Raw genomic sequence first — 20,698 nt, 5'->3', positions numbered from 1 at the left:
AGAGAGGGATATTGGATGGCTGATGGGTTCTTAAGGAAATTGATACCTCGAAACAGCAGCGGGATGAAAAGTGTCATTGTGCCATTCTTCTGGTCTTATATTGCGATACTTATGCTAGCCGTTATGATTGGCGCCATGTTGTACTGGAAAGCCAAAAATGTGGTGGAAATAACGGTAGGCAACACGAATGCAGCTTTGCTCGAGCAACTGCGTGAGGCAGAAGACAGTCGACTGAAGGAACTGGATCAGCTTGAGCAGCAAATAGCCTTTCATCCGAAGCTGCAATTGCTCCTCAGCAATGGAGAGAAGCTGACGGATGCCGATGTGTATAGTGCCATTGAATTTTCTAAAGATTTGCAACGATATCGCAATATTAGCCCATTTGTTGACGATTTCTATGTATACATCACTGCAAGCGAGATGATGATCGGTCCGGAGACGAAGACGACACCATCCATTTTATTTGATCACGTATATCGCTTTGAGAATAAGGATGCTGTGAGCTGGGTCAGGGACTTCCGTGAGGGCTCCCATGTTAAGACGTTTCTGCCTGCGATGACAATACAGACTTCGGATGCATCCAAGCGCATCATTCCTTATATGCGAGCCCTGCCTTTGCTAGATAGGTCGTCGAACAAAGGAATGTTATTCGTGATGATTGACGAGGACAAGTTCCGCAGCTTACTGCAGAAGCTAGCTCGTGTGAATCGTGGAGATATTTACATTTTGAACAAAGATAATCAAATCATCAGCTCGACAAAGGATCTGGCCAAAGGGCAGAAACTCCAAGTTCGCTATGAGGAGATGTCGATGTGTCAAGGTAAGTTGGAAAAAAATTGGGATGACCAGCACGTGGTGGTTTCTTATACATCATCGGAAGTGAACGACTGGAAATATGTCTATGCGGTTCCTTATGACGTGTTTATGGATCGTGTAGCCGCGGTTAAAAGATGGGCGCTTGCCATGCTGATTCTCGCCATTCTAGGAGGGGTATCCATTTCCCTTTATCTGACGTATCGGAATTATGTACCTGTGCGTGATGTTCTTAATGCGATCTCGAAACACGGCACTGGCGGTGCGAGGGATGGAATCAGTGAGTACGAATGGATCAAAACAACGATCGAATCAGCGCAACTAACCGAGTCGAAGTTGAGGGGGCTGCTATCACGGCAAGCACCGATTATCAGGGTCAATTTCCTGAGCAGACTCGTTCGAGGCTATGTGGAATCCAGTGAGTTGAAACCGGAATCTTTGCAGTTTATTGGACTTACTTTTGTGTCGAACTATTATGCGGTAATGATGATCGAAGTGAATGATCAAGATAGTTTAGGAGCAGATGGAAAGGAACGGGAATGGCCTTTTGTCAGCTTCATTATCGCTAATATTGCCGATGAGTTAGCAGGAGAACAGCATCTTGGCTTCAGTGTAGAACTGGAGCGTGGGCGAATTGCGATCCTGATGAATTTAAACGAAGAGCGGACGGGGCAGTGGGATGAGGATTTGCGTAAAATCGCAGGTAATCTTGTTCAAGTGTTGAAGAGTCGTTTTCATCTAGCATTGACGATAGGTATAAGTGGCATTCAATCGGATGCCAACGGCATTGGCGAAGCCTATCGTGACGCTCTCAAAGCGTTGGACTATCAATCGGTTCAGGAACGTAAGCGGGTTATTGTGCCAAGCGAATTGAAAGATTTGGAAACCTACTACTACTATCCGCTGGAGCTTGAACTACAACTCGTGAATTTGGTCAAATCGGGTGACTATGCCAAAGTAGAGAAGCTGCTGGATGAAGTGTTTAAGGAAAATTTCATTAACCATCATATAACACCTGAACTTAGCAAATGCTTGTTCTTTAATGTAACAAGCACACTGCTGAAAGTCGTTCAAGTATTCCCTGATTCCGATGGAGGTATGGTTCAACGCTTCCAATCCATTGGCCAATGGGCTGGTGTCGAGACGGCAGAGAGCATGTTTGATGGTATCAAAGAGCAGTACCGTCTTGTTTGCACACATTTGAAAGAGAACCGCAGCGACAGAAGCGAACGAATGCTGGAGCAAATCAACCGCTATATTAGGCAGCACTACGGAGATAACATGCTAAGTATTATGTCTATTGCCGACCACTTGGGAATCACACCTCCGTACTTATCCGCTTTCTTCAAAAAAGCGAGTGGCAGAAACATCGCTGATTTCATTGTGACGATAAGAATTGAGGAAGCCAAGCATCTACTGAAAGACCCAACACTTACGATAGCGCAGGTGGCGATCAAGGTTGGATATGCGAATGATGTAGGGTTTATCCGTGTTTTTAAGAAATACGAGGGGATTACACCAGGACAATTCCGCAGTAGCTTAGGATGAGAACATGCAGATTAAGAATGGATCAGAGGAATCTTATTTTGGATGCATGAATCTTAGTTTCTGACTGTTTCTGTAAAGGGGAAATGACCGTACAATCGAGCCAAGGTCATAAAGCATGATCTAATTTCAGAACAGCAGGGGGAATAATAAGTATGGTCAAATGGTTAATGGCTGAGAAAAAACGGAACAGAACGGTGTTTACATCTACGGTTATTGCAGTGGCATTGGCAGCCATCATGGCAGGTTGCAGCACGGATAGTACGACGAAAAAGGAAAGTACAGATGTACCTGCCGGAACGCAAACACCGGTTACAGCGGATAATGGCAAGATTGTCAGCAGTCCGCTTACAATCAGCTATTATTCCCAGCTTGCAGCTAGCCGTCCTAGCGGGATGATGGATTTGAACGGCATGGAGGCTTATAAAGAACTGGAGAAAATCACTGGCATTCATGTGGATTTCAAACATCCGACCAATGGTCAGGAAACGAACCAGTTCAATCTCATGCTCAGTTCTGGAGATTATCAGGATGTTATTGAATGGAACTGGAACAGTTATCCTGGTGGTGGACAAAATGCACTGAATAACGGTGTTATTATCAAGTTAAACGATTACATTGATAAATACGCACCTAATTTGAAGAAAATATTAGATGGGAACCCGGGAATCCGTAAGCAAATTTCAACGGATAATGGCGATATCTATTCCTTTCCCTTCATTCGGAACGACCCGTCGCTTCAGACCTATTTCGGCCTTGCTCTTCGCAAGGATTGGCTGAATAAAGTGCAGCTTCAAGTCCCTACTACAATTGATGAGTGGCATACCGTGTTGAAAGCTTTCAAAGAAAAAGATCCAAACGGCAACGGGAAGGCAGATGAACTGCCTCTTTTGATCAACAAAGGTAACTTGAATTGGGGGAATTACCTCATTAATGCCTGGGGAATCCGCAATGATTTCTATATCGCTGACGGTAAGGTGCAGCATGGGGCGGTATTGCCGGCGTACAAGGAATTTCTGACAACGATGCGAGCTTGGTACAAAGAAGGTTTAATTGATCAAGATTATGCTGCTACGGATGCCAAGCAGAAGGATGCCAAAGTAACAAGTGAACTTGTTGGTGCGACGGATATGGCGATAGGTGGAGGTATTGGTAAATATTTGGCAGCTATGAAGGATAAGAACGCTGCCTTCGATCTTGTAGGGGCACCGTATCCGACCTTGAAAAAGGGCGATAAGCCTGTACTGGGCCAACAAGATGCTATATTCAACGGATTAGGTGCTGCGATTACCAAGGCTAACAAGCATGTCATCGAGACGGTCAAATGGCTAGATTATAAGTACGGCGAGAAAGGCTCATTGTTGTTTAACTTCGGTATCGAAGGTAAGAGTTATACGCTGGAAAATGGTTATCCCAAATATACCGATGATGTGATGAAAAACAAAGATGGACTGGCATTTGGTGTTGCACTTACGAAATACGCGATCCCATTTGGGGCACCGCTTTCTCAGGATAAGCGTTACATGGAACAGAATGCCGCTCTTCCTCAACAGAGTGAAGCTTTGAAAGCTTGGACCAATACGGACAATCGCGGAGCATTGCCACCACTTTCTTTTACATCGGAAGAATCATCGAAAATAGCTAGCTTAATGACGGATATGAAAACGTATAATGACGAGATGTTTGACAAGTTTATCATGGGAGCAGAACCTCTGGAAAACTTCGATAAATTTGTTGAGAAATTGAATAAGATGGGTATGGCGGACGCAATAAAAATCCAACAAGCCGCATATGACCGCTATTTGAAACGTTAATTATAGGCTAACCGTCCTTGCAGGAGCAGATTCTTGCAAGGACAACTGCTGAATAACGCTTCAGGATGAGGAGATCAACCCATGAAAACAAATGGATTTCGAACATTACAAAGTGATTTGAGAAGAAATAAATACATTTATTTGATGCTGCTTCCCGTTGTTGTGTATTACTTTATTTTCTTATATATGCCCATGTATGGTTTGCAAGTAGCTTTCAAGGACTTCGTTCCATCGAAGGGGATATGGCATAGCGATTGGGTCGGTTTCAAACACTTTATTGCGTTTTTTAACAGTTATTATTTCGTGCGTATATTCCGCAATACGGTACTGCTCAGCCTCTATGAAATTTTGTTTAATTTCCCGGCTCCCATCGTGCTTGCGCTGCTACTTAATGAGTTGAGACAGAGATTCTTCAAAGGCATCGTGCAGTCTATCACGTATTTGCCGCATTTTATATCGGTCGTTGTTGTTGCTGGGATGATGGTGGATTTCCTCTCTACCAAAGGATTAGTTAATCAACTTACAGACTGGTTCGGCATAGCGCCGATTTCTTTTCTACTAAAAGCGGAATGGTTTCGATCGATCTACATTTCATCCGGTGTATGGCAGGGAGTTGGCTGGGGATCCATCATTTATTTGGCGGCAATGTCCGGCATTGACCCTTCCTTATATGAAGCATCTCGCGTGGATGGTGCGGGAAGGGTAAGGCAAGTATGGAACATAACGATTCCAGGGATTATGCCGACTGTTGTTATTCTGCTTATACTGAGAATCGGTCATTTAATGGCTGGAGGCAGTCTAGAAAAAATTATGCTGCTCTACAATTCCAACACCTACGAAACGGCCGACGTTATATCGACTTTCGTATTTCGGAGAGGTCTGTTGCAATTTGATTTCGGTTTTTCAGCAGCGATTGGACTGTTGAATAATATCATCAACTTTATTATGCTTCTGTCTGCCAATGCCCTCAGCCGAAGATTAAGCGATCATAAACTGTGGTAGGAGGGAGTACACAATGAACATACCCCCAAGTAGGGGCGAACGTGCCTTTGACGTTATCAATATTGTATTTATGTTAGGCTTAATTGTTGTAACTTTGTATCCCTTCCTCTATGTCGTTTTCGCTTCATTAAGTTCACCAGCAGATCTGCTGCAGCATAGGGGGCTTCTCTTCGCTCCAATCGGTTTCAGTCTGGAATCGTACCGACTCGTCTTTAGTAATCCAATGATTGCTATTGGTTATTCGAATACGTTATTTTACGTCGTAGTGGGCACGGCATTGAATATCATATTGACTTCATTTGCTGCATACGGTTTATCACGCCGAAATGTTTTGCTGGCCAACAAGATTATGTTTGCAATCGTGTTTACGATGTTTTTTTCTGGCGGCATGATTCCTACTTATCTGATTATTAAAAGCTTGCATCTATTCGATACGAGATGGGTTATGATTCTGCCTTCGGCGATCAGCACATGGAACTTGCTCGTCATGCGGACCTCGTTTCAAGGCGTGCCGGTCGCGTTGGAAGAGTCAGCACGTATGGATGGGGCGAATGATTTTACCATATTGTTTAAAATCTTTATCCCTGTGTCGCTACCAATTATGGCCGTTATGGTGTTGTTTTATGGTGTATCCCATTGGAATTCTTACCTGGATGCTATGATTTACTTGCGAAATCGCGAACTGTACCCGCTCCAACTGGTACTGCAAGAAATATTGATTAGCAATAGTTCGGATTCGATGATGACGTCCGTCAGTGACTTTGATAAAGGTTTACTACAGGAAACAATCAAATACGCCATGATCGTTGTAGCTACGGTGCCTATTCTACTGTTATATCCATTCCTGCAGAAATATTTTGTGAAAGGTGTTATCTTAGGAGCAATTAAGGAATAATGAAATCGTAACGTAAGAGAGATTAGCCTCAATTCCACATCTAAAGTGGGGATTGAGGTTTTTTTACGTCTATACATGTGATAAAAAGCTGCCCTGACAGGCCTGTTGGACCTGTAGAACAGCTTCAATTATCGGTTTATGATGCCATAATTTTGAGAGTGATAAGATCTAGTTCATAGCTACTAATCAGATGATCTCCGTCGAGATCATAGCTCGGATTCCAACCTGCATCACCGGGCTGCATGCCGAGGTGACCAGCAACGATGCCAAGATCACTGACATCAATCAGTAAATCTCCGTTTAGATCGCCTGTACTGCTTGTGATGACAAAGCTATGAAATGCGGCCATAGCATCCGTTAAAGCAGATGTGGCTTGCGTAATCTGGTCTCCGGTCGGAGAAGGGAGATTACGCACCGCAATCGCAGATTGAATGGTCTGTTGGAGTACGGATTTGGCATACGTAGGATACTGACCAATGGCATAGCCGACGACTGCCGTATCGTACAAATTCTGCGCAAGGGTAATCGCTTCTTTCAGCGCGGATAAGTCCGTTACTTGAATGAGTAGTGAAGCTTGCTGAATGGATGCCGATGTCTTCAAGCCATTGGCGTCGGAAAGCAGCGCTTTAGTGAGATTAATTTGTCCGCTGCTTGGGGCAGCTCCTGTTTTAAACGTCAGATCCAGCAGAGCGGTGGTCCCGTTTATGGCTTGTCCGGCGCCAGGGTGAATAAGCAGGTAACGGATGGTGCCAGCGTTGGCATCGTGGTAGACAGATTGAACGACGGTTTGCCCCGTGGCCGGTTGGGCATTTACATAGGAGAACACTTCCTTGTCATAACTCACAATGACATCTTGGGCTGAAACGGCAGGAGCATTCGTCAACCCATACTGGACATGCAATGTACTTGAGGTGGCTGCTTGTGAAGCGCCTGTCAGCGTGGCGACGGGGAATTCCGTCGGACTTGCCGGTGTGGATGCCTCTTGTATATTTAGAATCGCCACATCATCCCAATAGACGCGGCTGTTGATAGCCCCCATCCCGATCTTGCCGCCACGGAATTGGGAATCGTTAGCCCGGATAATCGGCTTATTATCGAACATAGCAACAATGGCGCCATTGTGTCCTTCTCGCCGAATGCCAATCGTGTGATAGGCGGTGTTTTTGAGCAAATCTGCCTCTTCTTCGCCGTTTGACTTGCCGATGAGCGTTGGCACGCTATTTACGACTTTGAACAGCTCCGTTTTAGCGGGGTTATTATCGAATCTGACATAATAGTAATTGTTCACATCTTGATAATTGAAAAGAACAACGCCGTTAGTTTCCGCCGAAGCCGACGTATCGGTTAGCCGCATCTTGAGCGACAAGTGGAAGTCATCGTAATCACTGCCATCGCGCAGGGTATACTCGCCCGGCGTACCGCCTTGTGCGGCAGGCTCCGCTGTGACAATCGTGTAGGCCAAATTCCCGTTATCTGCTTGAACAGACCAATTCACCGCATGCAGAGGCGTCCAGCCGTTGGCGTTGCCACTCTCGAAAGTGCTGATATCCGGCGTTGCAACCGCAGTGTTCAGTTCAAGTGAGATCGTCCAATCGACATTGTCTTTGGTGGCCGTGACATTCCGGTTCGTAATAAAGGCCAATGTATCTCCGGCCTCTACAGAGAATATCTCATTCATGGAGACGCCCTTTGTATCCGTTGCCGCAATCGGCTGCCAGCCTGATTTCGGCCAGAGGGGGCTGCCGTTGCGGGTGATTTTTACTTGTACACCATCACTTGTTGTAGAACTTGCATGGCTTTTGACTAAAGCGGACAGCTGGACGGTACCAACTGTTGGTGCTACCCACCGCCGTACGGCATCTTTAGACTCGCCCGGAACCATACCACTTTTCGTAATAAGGGGAGCGACGTCGCCGGTCGCCGACCAGCGGGCGGGAAGCGCCTCTGCATTCGAGATGTGGAAGTAGTCGAAGTCAGCCAGCACCGCAGGCGCTGATCCGCTGTGCATGGCTTCGATGCCAATGCGTGGAGCAATGAGGTTGACGTTGGCCAACTGATTGATTTTCGTCCATGTGGAGCCATCCGTACTGTAATAACCGGTTACGGTTGAACCGATTTTGCTCAGTCGCAAGTACACATCGGCGCCAGGCGTTATATTCGCCAATTGTACATTCGTCCGGCTGACTTTATTAAACTCGGACAACATCCGAATTCCCTTGCTGCCAGTAGCCGTATACGCACTGTTGTAGGCTGTCTCGACTTTAATATAATTGTCGTTATCCGTATAAAGAATGAGGCCACCCGCTTGATAGTTGGCACTCGTCTGGAAGTGAAGTTTCGTCTCTGCAACAAAATCCGTATAAGCAGGGTCTTGCAGCAAAATATTATATTGCGCAGGAGAGTCTACCCAAATATCGCCGGAGGTAGTCGTAATGCGCATCGAACCCGGAGCAGCGCTTAAACTCCATTTGGCTGGCACCTCGTTCACCCATTGCCACTGAGTACCCAGCGTGGTTGAGTTAAATTCATCGCTGCCAACCGTGCCGGAAGGCAGGCCGGCTTCATGCCACGCTAGCGGCGTGCCGTCGCTTGTCTCATAGTACCAATGATTGGCTCCCTGCTCATTGCCAAAATCCGTATAAGACGCCCATTGATGCTGTACCGACGGGCGCACCGCATAAATAAAGTCACTGCTTCTTGTGAAGGGGACCGTAGTCCCATTGAGGATGACGCTCGTGATGCCAGGGGCGTAGATGGCCACAGCATGGGCTGTATCCGTATCAGGAAGCAGGCCGTCGCCGCTAATGCGCAGCGAAGTGCTTGCCCACGCAAGCCCCATATCATTGATGGCGTCAGCGGATTGAATCAGGGCCTGTCCATTGCGTAGCAAGGTGTGGCCATTACGGATGCCAACGACAAGTGAACTGCCGGAAGCGGGTTTCTCGATGTAGGCCATCTTGCCGTCGAAGGCAAAGTTGTCAAAGCTGCGAAGCTGGTCAGGCCTATCCTCGTGAGAGAGATAGTAAATCCCTGTCTTACCGCTGCCGTCATTGAAAGTGATTTGCAAAGCGGTTGAGGTTGTTGTATTGACCGTCGGGGAGACGGGCAGTCGGGTAACATACACATTGCTCGTTACATTTGCTGGTGTTGGGTAGAGGACAGTATCGAATGTGACATCGCCGGCAACCGATTTCACATAACTTGCGTAGGTTTCATTGGTCACACTTGTTGATCCGTAAAACCCAGGTTTTTTCGAGGCGCTCAGGGTAGATGGATCTGCGGGTATGATATGAATATTAGGAGCGCCTGCGAATTGCGTATAGACGGTCCCCGTTACCGAGTCTATGCCAGGATTAGCCCCCGGAAGCGTGTGCCAGTTTTGCTGGTAGTTAACAGGGGTCTGATCACCACCGGTGACCCGATCCGAAACAATCCAATAATTAGGCCGCACATACAGAACATCCCGTTTGTGCTCGTAACCTGGCGTAGCAATCGTCGTTCCTTCCGCAAAATCAAAGACATCATTGGTCGAGAAAGCATCTACCGTATCGGTGTTGACGTCATATGTGTTGTGGTATTTCATTTGACTGAGTCCACCAATTTTGATCGTATTGTGCGACTCGGTGTCATTGAATTGCCAGGAACATATGGGATCCGTGACATAGCACTTGGTGCCTGTATCCGTAAGCAGCATTTGGCCGTAAGCGTAAGCTAACACAGCATTCTGATCCATATGTCCATGTACCCCGCCGCTATTCGTGAAATACAGATAATTGCTGTTCGGCTGCCAACCGCTGCGCATCGTCGTTGTCTGATGATCCGGATAGTAGCTACTGGTATAAGAAGGGGCCGTTCCGCTTGCACCGGAAGTGGCAAAGTAGCGCAGTTCAGGCACGTTGTAGAGCTGATCGATTTTGTTCAATAAGCTTTGGACGTTCCATGCACTTCCGTCCCCGTACATCGGATGGCTTCCGTTCGGGAGTGCGGAATTCATGACGAACACCGCTAGTTTAATGACCGCATTGCGGAATGTCGGTGACATCGAGTCATTGTTAATTCGTGCCAGCGTTTCTAACTCATAGAGCGTCTGCAAAGTAACTGCGGTGTAGTTGCTAGAAGCTTCTACGTATCCGCCATCTGGCAGGATGAGAGAGGTGACAAGGTTATCTAAACGTTTTTTGGCAAGGGTGATCCAATCTGTTGACGTGTTGAACTCAGGAAAATAAGTTGCAATCGTATGCAAACCTCGGGATTCGCTGACGGCCCAGTTTTTTCCTGAGTACCCGCCAGGCGTAGCCAAATAACCAGCAGTTAACCACAAGTTTTTCAAAATCGCTGTATTAGCATCGCTGCTCATGGACGTGCTGCTCCGCAGCGTATCATACGATCTTACCCAACCGTAGGCACGGAGCGCGGTATCCAGTGAGCGTGGGTATGAGTAGAGCTGATCCTGTATAAAATCGAGCATTAAGCGAATCGCATTCTGGGCATATTTTTGGTCGCCAGATTGCAGATAGGCGGCTGTCAGTGGTCCCAGAAATTGAAAGCGTGTAATGAGATAGTTATACTCATCAAAAGCTCCGGTTGTCGGCTGCACCCAAGTCGGCCCGGTGGACACCCCGTTCCAGGAGAAGGTGCCGGATTTTTGAGTATCCCAGGTGAGGCTGGACTCATTCCAACCGGTCGTAGAGGTGCGGAAGATGACAACTTTTCGTGAACTTTCAGTTCCTGTATTTTTCCCATACAGTTTCAACGAAGCGGAGGTAATCGTCCCCGTAATTCCGCTTAGATCGAACGCCAGGTAGGGACGCATATTATCCACGCCTGCTGTGCCTAATCCATCCTGCACAAGCAATTCGGTGCTAGAGCCGTAATTGGTTGTGGAGAAGGTGCCACTCCGGGTGTAGGTGTCCTGAGCAGGCTCAAGTGTTTGAAGTACGCCATTAACCATAAGCTCCAGGCGAGGCTTGTTGGCAGAAGCTTCCCGACTGTTGAAGACGATAGGGGTAGTATCCTTATCGTACCCCAGCAAGAAGTAAGAGGCAGTTTTTACTGCTGAAAGGGCAACCGCTTGTACATCGGAAGTTACATCCGTAGATACGGTTTGGTTAGCGCTTCCGGAGAGGGTTAAAGTCCCGATTGGGGTGTCGGCATCCGTTGACAGAATATTGTCACCCGCCATATCAGCGCCTAGATATGAACCTACACTGCCGAAAGGAATGACCCCGCGTCCTGTTCTATTCTTGAAATAAGTCAGTAAGGCTGCTCTAGCCTCTATGTAATCGCCTTGTTTGACAGCGGTTTCAACAGGTGACAATCCACTGCTATAGCTGTAGTTAATTTTACCCTCAGTGGTCCATGTAGCGGTTCCTGCATGCCATTGTCCGAAGAACTCTACGTCAGATAAATTAGTTGGTAGTGGTGGATCATCGGCCGCATAAGCCCGACTTGTCCAATGCCCAGCGAGAGTAAGTAATGCAATAGCACTAATGAAAATAAGTAGAATAAGTTTTCGCATACAGCGATCATAGATCATTAAATTTCAGCACCTTTCCGATTGTATTCAATAGTGAACCTTTTTTTCCGAACTCGACTGACGAATACATTTTTGAATCTTAGATTAGCATCCCTCCAGATATAAGCGAATTAGCCGTTCATCAAACGACTTACACCTAGTATAACTACCATTCCATAAACATTAATTAGTCTGGAATTAAGCACAACTGCTTATTTTCAAGATTTATGGTATTTTTAGATAGAAACCAGTATGTTTACTTTTGCATGGCAGAATAGAACCTTACTGAATAGCGGATGCTACCCAATAATTCCCTCTACAAGGAAATGAAAGAGAGGCAAGTTTTGATGGAACTTTTGTTGCCTTTATTCATAGTGGCAGCAGTAATCGTAACAGCTACACTGCTCAATAAGCGCTTTCCCGGAATCCCGTTGCCCTTTTACTTAATTGGTTTAGGTGCTTTGGTGTCATGGCTGCCATTCGTTCCTACGGATTTCGATTTCGAACCAGAAGCCTTTATGGTCTGTCTGATCGCACCCATTTTATTTGGAGATGGTCGTGTCATCTCACGCAAAGAATTGCTGGAGTACCGCAAACCCATTTTGCTTATGGCATTATGGCTTGTTGTTTTTACCGTCATAGGTATTGGATATTTTATTCATTATCTAATACCCGCGATGCCGCTACCCGTCGCATTCGCTCTAGCGGCCGTCATGTCTCCAACAGATGCCGTTGCTGTGAAGTCGATGACGAGGGGGCGGACGTTTCCCAAAGGTTTAATGCCGATCCTAGAGGGGGAGTCGCTGCTTAACGATGCGGCAGGTCTTGTTTCCTTCAAAGTAGCTTTGGGCGTTGTGATGACAGGTGTCTTTTCGGTTAGATCAGCAGCTTGGGAATTCCTGCTTGTCGCCATTGGCGGCATCATCGTTGGACTCGTACTAGGGGCACTCTTGGTGAATTTCAGACTATTTTTACGAAGGAAAGGGCTGGAAGAAGTCAACTCGCTCGTCACCATTCAGTTGCTGACACCGTTCGTGATTTTTATGGTTGCTGAGGAAATCCATGTTTCAGGCATCTTAGCCGTCGTTGTTGCGGGGATTGTGCACGGGTTAGAACGTGATCGGTTACAGCAAACAACAACCAAACTACACATCATTTCGACCAATACATGGTCAGTGCTAAGCTTCATTTTGAATGGACTCGTATTCGCCTTGCTCGGCTTATTGCTGCCAGAGGTCATAACAGGTTTAGTGCATAGTGGCGAGGCTTCTATCTTGAAAGAGCTTGGATTAGCGGTTGCGATCTTCGCGGCGCTATTTGTGGCTAGGTACATCTGGGTCTATCTTTTCCACGATGAGTTCGTTCCTACAAATCAAAGTACGACAGAGCCGAATACCTATACGAGCAGGAGGAGCTTTGCTCTTGCGGCTAGTTTTTGCGGAGTCCACGGTACGATCACGTTAGCAACGGCATTATCGATCCCGTTTGAATTATCAGATGGGACGCCATTTCCTCTGCGCCATACCATTTTGTTTATTTCGGCTAGTGTGATCTTGATCAGTATGTTAGCTGCTACCTTCGCAATGCCGTTTATCGGAAAGTCAGTAACCGCGGCAACCTCCGACCAGGCAGCCTTGTCGTTGAAAGAAGCAAGTATCCAGCTAGCCAAGAAAACGATTCAATCGCTCAAATCGGAGAAGAATGAGGAAAATATGGAAGCGACTCTCGCGGTTGTTCAACAGCTGGAAGAGCAAATTCGGATGGACTGTTATGGAACGGTCAAAGTATCGGGGGCTTACATTCGTGAACTTCAACAAATTGGGCGTACAGCCGAAGCCGCAAGGCTTGCTGAGTTAATTGCGCAAGGTGTAATTTCACCGCAATTGCAGTCCGTATTTACTTTGTTGCATCAGCCGCAGTCGGAATCGTTCTTTCTTGCAAGGCTGCAGTATCTCTGGGTCAGATTAAAACTGGGCCTGATGAATCGCAAGATTCAGCAGCACCGAAGAGAAGGGCTTCCGGAGAGGTTTAGGTCCGTCACCGAGATGTTTGAAGAGCTGCAATCGATTGAGAAGCAGCTGCAAGAGGCAGCGGTTACGGCCATTCGCAACGTGAAGTCGTCGAAGCATCAGTTAGAGACACTGCTCGTTATCCAACATTATGCTCGCATGCAGAAGCGCGAAGGCAAGCGGTTCAGTGAGCATTCGGAAGGTGATTTCCTACATCAACTGAAGCTTGTTCAACTGCGAAGCGTACAGATGAAGCGGGATGGGATCCAAGAGTTGGAAGAGGCTAATCAAATCTCAAGCGGAACTGTTCTTGAATTATTGCAGGCGATCAATTATGAGGAAATGCTTATTTTGGACAATGGCGAGAAGTAGGATATACATCTCATAGGAAAGGGCTCTCCACTAGTTACAAGACTAGGTGGAAAGCCCTCTTTTTCATTTCATCCGCCGCAGTAAATACCATTCCACGACAACAAGATTAAGGATCAATCCGAACCACACGTTGATGTTGAGAATCTCTGCAACCATCTGCGCTCGGCCACCCTCAGGAAGATGGAAGCCATGCATGGCCAGATAAAGGAGTATGCAGATCGGCACGATAACTCTGGCAGCTACGGCAACGAGTGTGACAGCATAGCTTCGCATCATCCAGATCCGATGCTGGGCGAGCTGCCCTTTGACCGCAAAGCGGAAACCATTCCACGTGGTGATCAGCCAAAGCACACTTAAGACCAGGAACGCCATGGCTTTCGTGAAGTTTTCTGCGTAGAAGCTTAAGACAAGACCTAGACATCCGCTAAGCATGATGCTATAGACATAGATGCGTCCGAGCGCTCGATGCCAGGCAGGATAGTTGGTGCGAAAGCGTGCATGAAATTGGAACAAGCCGCTGACCAGAGCAACCAAAGCAAGTGCAATATGACTCGTCAGCACGATGTAGTGCAACGGGAAATTCGCATCAAGTGTAACGCGACTATTTGCTGGATTTAAGGTGATATATGGGGATATCGCCACGATCGCAACCGCCATAATGATGATAATCGAGATTATTCCTAGCTTTTTACTCATATATGGCTTAGCCCCCGTTAATTGACTCACTCCTCTCTTATTGTAAATTGGAGATCTAAACAGGTGCTTATTTATTTCTTAAAAGAATCTAAAATCTTGTTGTTCAAGCAGAGAATCTGCCAGAACTAAAAGGCACGGAGGCATATCAAGTTTGGCTGATCAAAGGCGAGAATACGTATAATGCCGGTACCTTCTTATCTCAGGATGGCAACGGGGCGTTATATTATTCGTTTAATCCTCAGAATTACGATACGGTGGCGATTACCCTTGAACCAGATGCTGTTGGAGATAATCCAAGAGGGAAAATCGTGCTTGCAGCACCGATAAAAAGAGGCTAAATAAAAGGACGATACCCGTAAAGTCATTTGACGAAGCGGACTATCGTCCTTTTTCTCATGCACCAGGCGTTGCGCCTCGTCTGGGTACAAATATAAGCTCGGTGCTATCCACAGGGGATCCTAGCGGCCAAGCGAATAACTGGATTTTCTGTAGCTAATTTAAGCGAAATGGCGGCATTTCGCAAACTAACTGGATTTCCTCCCGTTATTTCAGGCCGATTTGGTCAAATGGGACATTTCGAGCAAAATTAGATGCAGGAAATCCAGTTAAACTCCCCAAAGGCTGGTTTTACCCGGGAATAGATGTAGGAAATCCAGTTAATTCTGGCAAGCGGAATTTGCCAAGGCAATCTGAGGATCAACTTGCGAAACGTTCACACGCTGATTCAACCAAATTGTGGTAGTATTATAAAATATAAGCATTTATTACTTCGTGGAGGTGCACAGGAATGCGTGCAACTAAAATACCGCAGATACTTTCAGTCATCGTATTGGCAGGTCTAATCACTTGGGCCGTTGTGAATGACGTCTCAAGCCGTAAAGTTATGAGTGTTCCTGAGTTTCAGGTGGATGATAAAACAGACAGATCCACGTGGTCAGCTTCTCCTGAACCGCTATTTGATAAAAACAACGAAAAGTTGAAGCCATTTATGGGGCTGATGTCAGGTTCAATTGCGCTTCAATATCAGGGGCCACAACAGAATCTTGCAGTCAGTTTCGACTATTGGAATGATGGTGTGAAGAAGAATACGTCAGCGGGAATGAGTATGAGCATGATGGAAAATGACAAAGACGAGATGGGTAATTACCATTTTGAAGGTGATTTTGTGTATTCGTTTAAAGATCGCCAAGATCCTAACGGTGTTGTCTATAGCGAGCTGGAATATGCAATCATCGGACGTAATGGTTACTATAGTTCGGCAGTCAGAGTGGATAAACCAGCGGGAATCGGCATGACAGGTGAAATGAAATTACAACAGAGCGTTAGAGTGCCGCAGAATGAAAGTATTGTGGTATGGGGTTTGCAAGGAACCGATAAACAATCGATGTTATCGTATTCGAACATAGCTGAAACGCTGAAAATTGCCAAATGGGCAATGACCGTCCGACTAGGTTTTATCGGGCCCAATGAGGAACTGTAAACCGCGGTTCTATGTATTTTAGTGCAAATTTATATGTGATTCAATGCATGTATTCTTATAGTAAATAACACTATGATAAGTTTATGAGTTCATATTATAGTGCAAAGATACTGGAGGGGTACTTATGCTGCATCCATTCATGGGAATCAAGGATTGGGATCGTATTGGCATGTCCGTAGAGGAATCGGCCAAAACCTTACAACGAATTGCTTATGTCGATCGTCAACTTATGCGGATCGAAGCTGCTCATATGGCGGCTAGACCTGAATATGAAATAAAAGGAGCGCTTGCACGCCTAAGCTCGCAGGATGCGGAGCATCACGATCAGTTCCGCAATCGAATTAAGCAGCTGCGCATGAGCACGGTTGCATTCGATAAATGTCCAGACGCATCGCTCAATGAGCTTATGCAAACGGTGCTGAATTCAGCAAATACGTTGTGTTTGTTGACTGCACTCTTTGACGTGGTGAAGCCTGCCCAAATTGCGGCTATTCATGCCTATAAAGGCAAAGCACAGCCTCTCGTTGATGAACCTACGCTTCATATCTTGAAGCATCAGCTCATCGACCGCGAGGAGCAAGTGGACTGGGGTCGCGAGGCACTTCAATATCTGCTGCAATCCGCATCGGACACGGAGAAGGCACAAGCGCAGAGCTGGAGAATGTATGTGGAACAGCTGCTTGCAGCAGCGGGCGGTATTACAGGATGGGAGGAACGAGTTCCCGTAGATCCATCTGCGCGAATCGTAACGGAGCCATTCGTCATGCCGCAAGTCAGTACACGGGACACTCGTTTCACGTCACAAGTTGTGAAAATGCAGGGCATGAATCTCCCGGATAATACGGAAGGAAGATTCATGACGATGATGCTGTCGAGGTATTATGAGATGTCACCTGCGGAGGGCGTGGCTTATGTCCATGTCACAACAGAGGGCAAACCATGGCATTTCTACCGGGATACCGCTAGGCATATGTGGGATGAGGTTCGTCACAGTTGGTTCGGCGAGGCTGCTCTTCGTGCGAAAGGGTACGATGTTTATCAATTCCCGAACTGGACGGGGTGGTACGATATGACAGCGCAGCTTTTTGAAGGAACGGAGGCATATTCGCATCTCACGATTGCTATTGAGAAGGCGGCAATGAAGTATCCGCCAGGCAAGCGCGAAGAGTGGGAGTTCTGCCGCGATATCGCGAAGGATCCGCTTATGACGACGTTTCAAGATTTTGACTGGGCAGATGAGGTCGTGCATGCAGGCTTTGGACAGCGTTGGATGATTGAAGATGTACATGGCGGAGATGCGCGTGCGGCACAGGAAGAAGCTGAGCGAACGGTGAAGAAACGTGCCGTGTACATGGAGGCGCATGGTGACCTGAATAAAAATAAACCGGCGGGTAGCCTAGGAGGCTATTAATACGAATGATGGGCAAATTCGATATAACCAGGATCAATGATGGCTCTAATCGCCCTCCACGGCTCGAAATTCATCAATCCATGTGGGCGATGATGGAGTTAGAAGCTGAGCTTTCGCTAGAGGCAAAGCTTGAGCGCATTGCAAGCGCAGGCTTTACTGGCATCTTGGCGAGAGTGCCGGAGATAGATGCTAGGAATGAGTGGAAAAGGCTTCTGAATCAATACAGTCTAAGCTTTGGCTCGCATTGTTTCCCATTCAGCCCGGCTGACTTATCAGCACATATTCAGCATGCCGCTGATATGGATATGTTGTATGTGAATGGGCAGGTGGCGGATGCTTTTGTAATTGACGAAGAGGCCATTGATCTGCTAGGTGGACTCGCCGCTGTGTCGGCTGCGAATAGCCTGCCATTTTATGTGGAGACGCATCGTGGCAAAATTACACAAGACTTGATCCGCACTGTGCAATACGCGCAAGCGCTGCCTAATCTGCGGTTTACTCTGGATATTTCCCACTATGTGCTGGCAGGGGAAATGACGGAGAAGCAAGAAAAGGGAGAGCCTCTTCTTGATAGGGTGCTGCAACGAACGTCAGCGATTCATAGCCGTATATCGTCTGGTGAGCAAATTCAAATCGATGTGGGCTATTCGGATGCGATGTTAGCGCGTTATGAGCAATGGTGGACCCAAGCGATGCGTTATTGGCTGCAGGGTGCTAAGCCCGGCGATGTGCTTCCTTTCGTCTGCGAGCTGGGTCCTGCACCTTATGCGATCAGGGGGCAAGATGGTCGGGAGCTCTCTAGTCGGTGGGAGCAAGCTTTGATTTTGAAAAATGTGGCGCAAGCTTGCTGGAAACGTGCTACAGTAGAGTAAAAAAAGCGAGGATAACTTATGGAATCAATCACTCTCAAGCAACTGGATTTTATTCGTCAATCAACCATCAAAGCAGTTGCAGGACTATCGGAAAGCACAATAGACCACATCCCCGAAGGATTTAATAACAACATCCGATGGAATTTGGGGCATATTATTTTCGTGCAAGAGAAGTTTGCCTTTCATTTTGCTGGCGAGCCGATACAAATACCTGAAAACTTTGAGCGATTATTTGCAAAAGGTACCCGTCCATCCGATTGGCAGGAGGAACTTCCTACGCATGAGACATTACTTGCGTTGCTTGCTGAGCAACCGAAGCGGATTCAGAGTATCTTACAGAATCGCTTAGATGAGCAAGTCGAAAAACCTTTTACAACGGGCAGCGGTCTACTCCTAAATACTATTGGAGAATTCCTAAACTTCACCTTATATCACGAGGGCATGCACTTTAATACGATTACCATATTAAAACGATTTGCAACGCAGCATCAGAAATAGAAACGAACGATAAGAAAGCCTCTTCGATTATGCTTATGAAGAGGTTTTTTTGTCGACTATGATATAATTAGGAAAGTAGCATGTTGGAGTAAGAAAGAGGAGATACGATGACAGATCACATTACGAATATTGCAAAACCAGATACAGGCTGGAACTTTGATAATAGTTATGCACGACTTCCGGAAACTTTCTTTACGAAGGTTGCCCCTACACCCGGGCGCGCACCGAAGTTGATTGTTCTGAATGAGCCATTGGCAGAGGCGCTGGGATTAAATGCTTCGGCTTTGCGAAGAGATGAAGGTGTTGCAACGCTCACTGGCAACCATATACCAGAAGGTTCGATACCGCTTGCGCAAGCTTATGCCGCTCATCAATTCGGGCATTTCAACATGCTGGGAGACGGCCGCGCCATCCTGCTGGGCGAACAGATCACTCCGCAAGGTGAGCGAGTGGATATTCAATTGAAAGGGCCAGGCAGAACACCTTACTCCCGTCGAGGCGATGGCCGCGCAGGTCTTGGGCCGATGCTGCGTGAATATATTATCAGCGAAGCGATGGTTGGTCTTGGCATTCCTACGACGCGCAGTCTAGCTGTGGTTACAACCGGCGATACCATCTACCGTGAAACGGAGCAGCGAGGCGCAGTTCTGACACGCATAGCGGCAAGCCATATCCGTGTTGGTACTTTCCAATATGCAGCACAATATGGGACGGTGGAGGATATTCAGACTCTTGCGGACTATACCATACAGAGACATTATCCAGAAGTCGATGCGAGTGAGAACGGCAGTGAGAGACGCTACCTTCGCTTCATTCAGGAAGTGATCAAGCGTCAAGCCAAGCTCATTACGAAATGGCAGCTTGTTGGCTTTATTCACGGTGTGATGAACACCGATAATATGGCCATTAGCGGTGAAACGATTGATTATGGTCCTTGTGCCTTCATGGATGCCTATGACCCAGCCACGGTGTTCAGCTCCATCGACACGCATGGTCGCTACGCCTATGGCAATCAACCACCTATTGCAGTATGGAATCTCGCTAGATTTGCAGAAACCCTTTTGCCGCTGCTGCATGCTGACGAGGAGCAAGCTATTAAACTTGCCGAGGGTGCGCTGTCCGAGTTTTCCAAGACATATCAACAAGCGTGGCTCACGGGAATGAGAGCGAAGCTAGGGATCTTTCATGAAGAGCAAGACGATCTTGCGCTGATCGAAGGCTTGCTAAGCATGATGGAGAAGCATAATGCGGATTATACGAATACGTTCTTAGCATTGACGTTTAATAAAATAGAGGAATCAGCCTTGTTTAGCGCGCCAGAATTTGCCCCTTGGCAGGAACAATGGCAGGCGAGACTAGGCAGACAACAGGAAGACCAAACGGCCTCACAGCAATTGATGCGCAGCAGCAATCCTGCAGTCATTCCGCGTAACCATCGAGTAGAAGAAGCGCTAGAAGCCGCGGTCGAACATGGTGACAATAGTGTGATGGAGCGACTGCTTGCTGTGCTAGCGAACCCCTTTGCGCACTCACCTGAGCAGGAGGAGTATGCTGCGCTGCCTGAGCCATCGGCTTGTGCGTATCAAACGTTTTGTGGGACCTGAGTAGCCGAGCCGACGCGGAATGATCAATGGTCAATGCCAACTGCCGCTTGTGGCGGTTGGCTTTTTCGATTTAACTGGATTTCCTCCATCTATTTGAGCCGAAATTCACCATTTTGATGAACTAGCTGTATTTTCTACAGTTAATATTCTGACTTTTACTCATTTCCTTAGA

Annotated in this window: 12 protein-coding genes and 1 pseudogene; 11 read left to right on the top strand and 2 right to left on the bottom strand. The window is 47.0% G+C overall.

Annotated features, from left to right (window positions below):
• The first annotated feature begins 15 nt into the window (after positions 1–15).
• The 4 genes from GC096_RS27070 to GC096_RS27055 all read left to right on the top strand — a co-directional run bounded on the left by GC096_RS27070 (position 16) and on the right by GC096_RS27055 (position 6,069).
• A complete protein-coding gene (locus GC096_RS27070; protein ID WP_171634544.1) occupies positions 16–2,361 on the top strand; it encodes a helix-turn-helix domain-containing protein in 2,346 nt (781 codons plus the stop codon).
• A gap of 152 nt (positions 2,362–2,513) precedes the next feature.
• Complete coding sequence (locus GC096_RS27065) at positions 2,514–4,172, top strand: type 2 periplasmic-binding domain-containing protein (protein ID WP_246302990.1); 1,659 nt, start codon at positions 2,514–2,516, stop codon at positions 4,170–4,172.
• A gap of 81 nt (positions 4,173–4,253) precedes the next feature.
• A complete protein-coding gene (locus GC096_RS27060) occupies positions 4,254–5,174 on the top strand; it encodes an ABC transporter permease (protein ID WP_171634542.1) in 921 nt (306 codons plus the stop codon).
• A 13-nt stretch (positions 5,175–5,187) separates the two neighbouring features.
• Complete coding sequence (locus GC096_RS27055) at positions 5,188–6,069, top strand: carbohydrate ABC transporter permease (RefSeq protein ID WP_171634540.1); 882 nt, start codon at positions 5,188–5,190, stop codon at positions 6,067–6,069.
• A gap of 136 nt (positions 6,070–6,205) precedes the next feature.
• On the opposite strand, the gene GC096_RS27050 is transcribed toward GC096_RS27055, so the two are convergent.
• Positions 6,206–11,605 carry a heparinase II/III family protein gene (locus GC096_RS27050; protein WP_171634538.1) on the bottom strand — a complete coding sequence of 1,800 codons (5,400 nt, stop codon included), beginning with the start codon at positions 11,603–11,605 and terminating at the stop codon, positions 6,206–6,208.
• 326 nt (positions 11,606–11,931) lie between these two features.
• Here GC096_RS27050 and GC096_RS27045 point away from each other — a divergent pair, with 326 nt between their 5' ends.
• Complete coding sequence (locus GC096_RS27045; RefSeq protein WP_171634537.1) at positions 11,932–13,965, top strand: Na+/H+ antiporter; 2,034 nt, start codon at positions 11,932–11,934, stop codon at positions 13,963–13,965.
• Between the two features lie 63 nt (positions 13,966–14,028).
• On the opposite strand, the gene GC096_RS27040 is transcribed toward GC096_RS27045, so the two are convergent.
• Positions 14,029–14,661 (bottom strand): DUF2306 domain-containing protein, encoded by a 633-nt coding sequence (locus GC096_RS27040; protein ID WP_171634535.1) that lies wholly within the window; start codon positions 14,659–14,661, stop codon positions 14,029–14,031.
• Between the two features lie 107 nt (positions 14,662–14,768).
• Here GC096_RS27040 and GC096_RS27035 point away from each other — a divergent pair.
• The 6 genes and pseudogenes from GC096_RS27035 to GC096_RS27010 form a co-directional block, all read left to right on the top strand.
• Positions 14,769–14,999, top strand: a pseudogene (locus tag GC096_RS27035) (anti-sigma factor); the annotation flags it as partial.
• A gap of 449 nt (positions 15,000–15,448) precedes the next feature.
• On the top strand, positions 15,449–16,141 hold the full coding sequence (locus GC096_RS27030; RefSeq protein ID WP_171634534.1) for a hypothetical protein: 693 nt from the start codon (positions 15,449–15,451) through the stop codon (positions 16,139–16,141).
• A 124-nt stretch (positions 16,142–16,265) separates the two neighbouring features.
• Entirely contained in the window at positions 16,266–17,552 is a 1,287-nt protein-coding gene (locus GC096_RS27025; RefSeq protein WP_171634532.1) for an RAP domain-containing protein, read from the top strand.
• 5 nt (positions 17,553–17,557) lie between these two features.
• The gene (locus tag GC096_RS27020; protein ID WP_246302989.1) at positions 17,558–18,424 is read left to right on the top strand and encodes a sugar phosphate isomerase/epimerase family protein; all 867 of its coding nucleotides are present in this window, start codon (positions 17,558–17,560) and stop codon (positions 18,422–18,424) included.
• Positions 18,425–18,442: 18 nt separating this feature from the next.
• Positions 18,443–18,922 carry a DinB family protein gene (locus GC096_RS27015; RefSeq protein ID WP_171634531.1) on the top strand — a complete coding sequence of 160 codons (480 nt, stop codon included), beginning with the start codon at positions 18,443–18,445 and terminating at the stop codon, positions 18,920–18,922.
• Positions 18,923–19,029: 107 nt separating this feature from the next.
• Positions 19,030–20,526: a protein adenylyltransferase SelO gene (locus GC096_RS27010; protein WP_171634529.1), complete on the top strand. Its 1,497-nt coding sequence runs from the start codon at positions 19,030–19,032 to the stop codon at positions 20,524–20,526.
• The last annotated feature ends 172 nt before the right edge of the window (positions 20,527–20,698 follow it).

The sequence above is a fragment of the Paenibacillus plantarum genome (assembly GCF_013141695.1).
In the GTDB taxonomy this organism is placed as follows: Bacteria; Bacillota; Bacilli; order Paenibacillales; family NBRC-103111; genus Paenibacillus_E; species Paenibacillus_E plantarum.
This window is presented reverse-complemented; position numbering and strand designations above follow the sequence as displayed.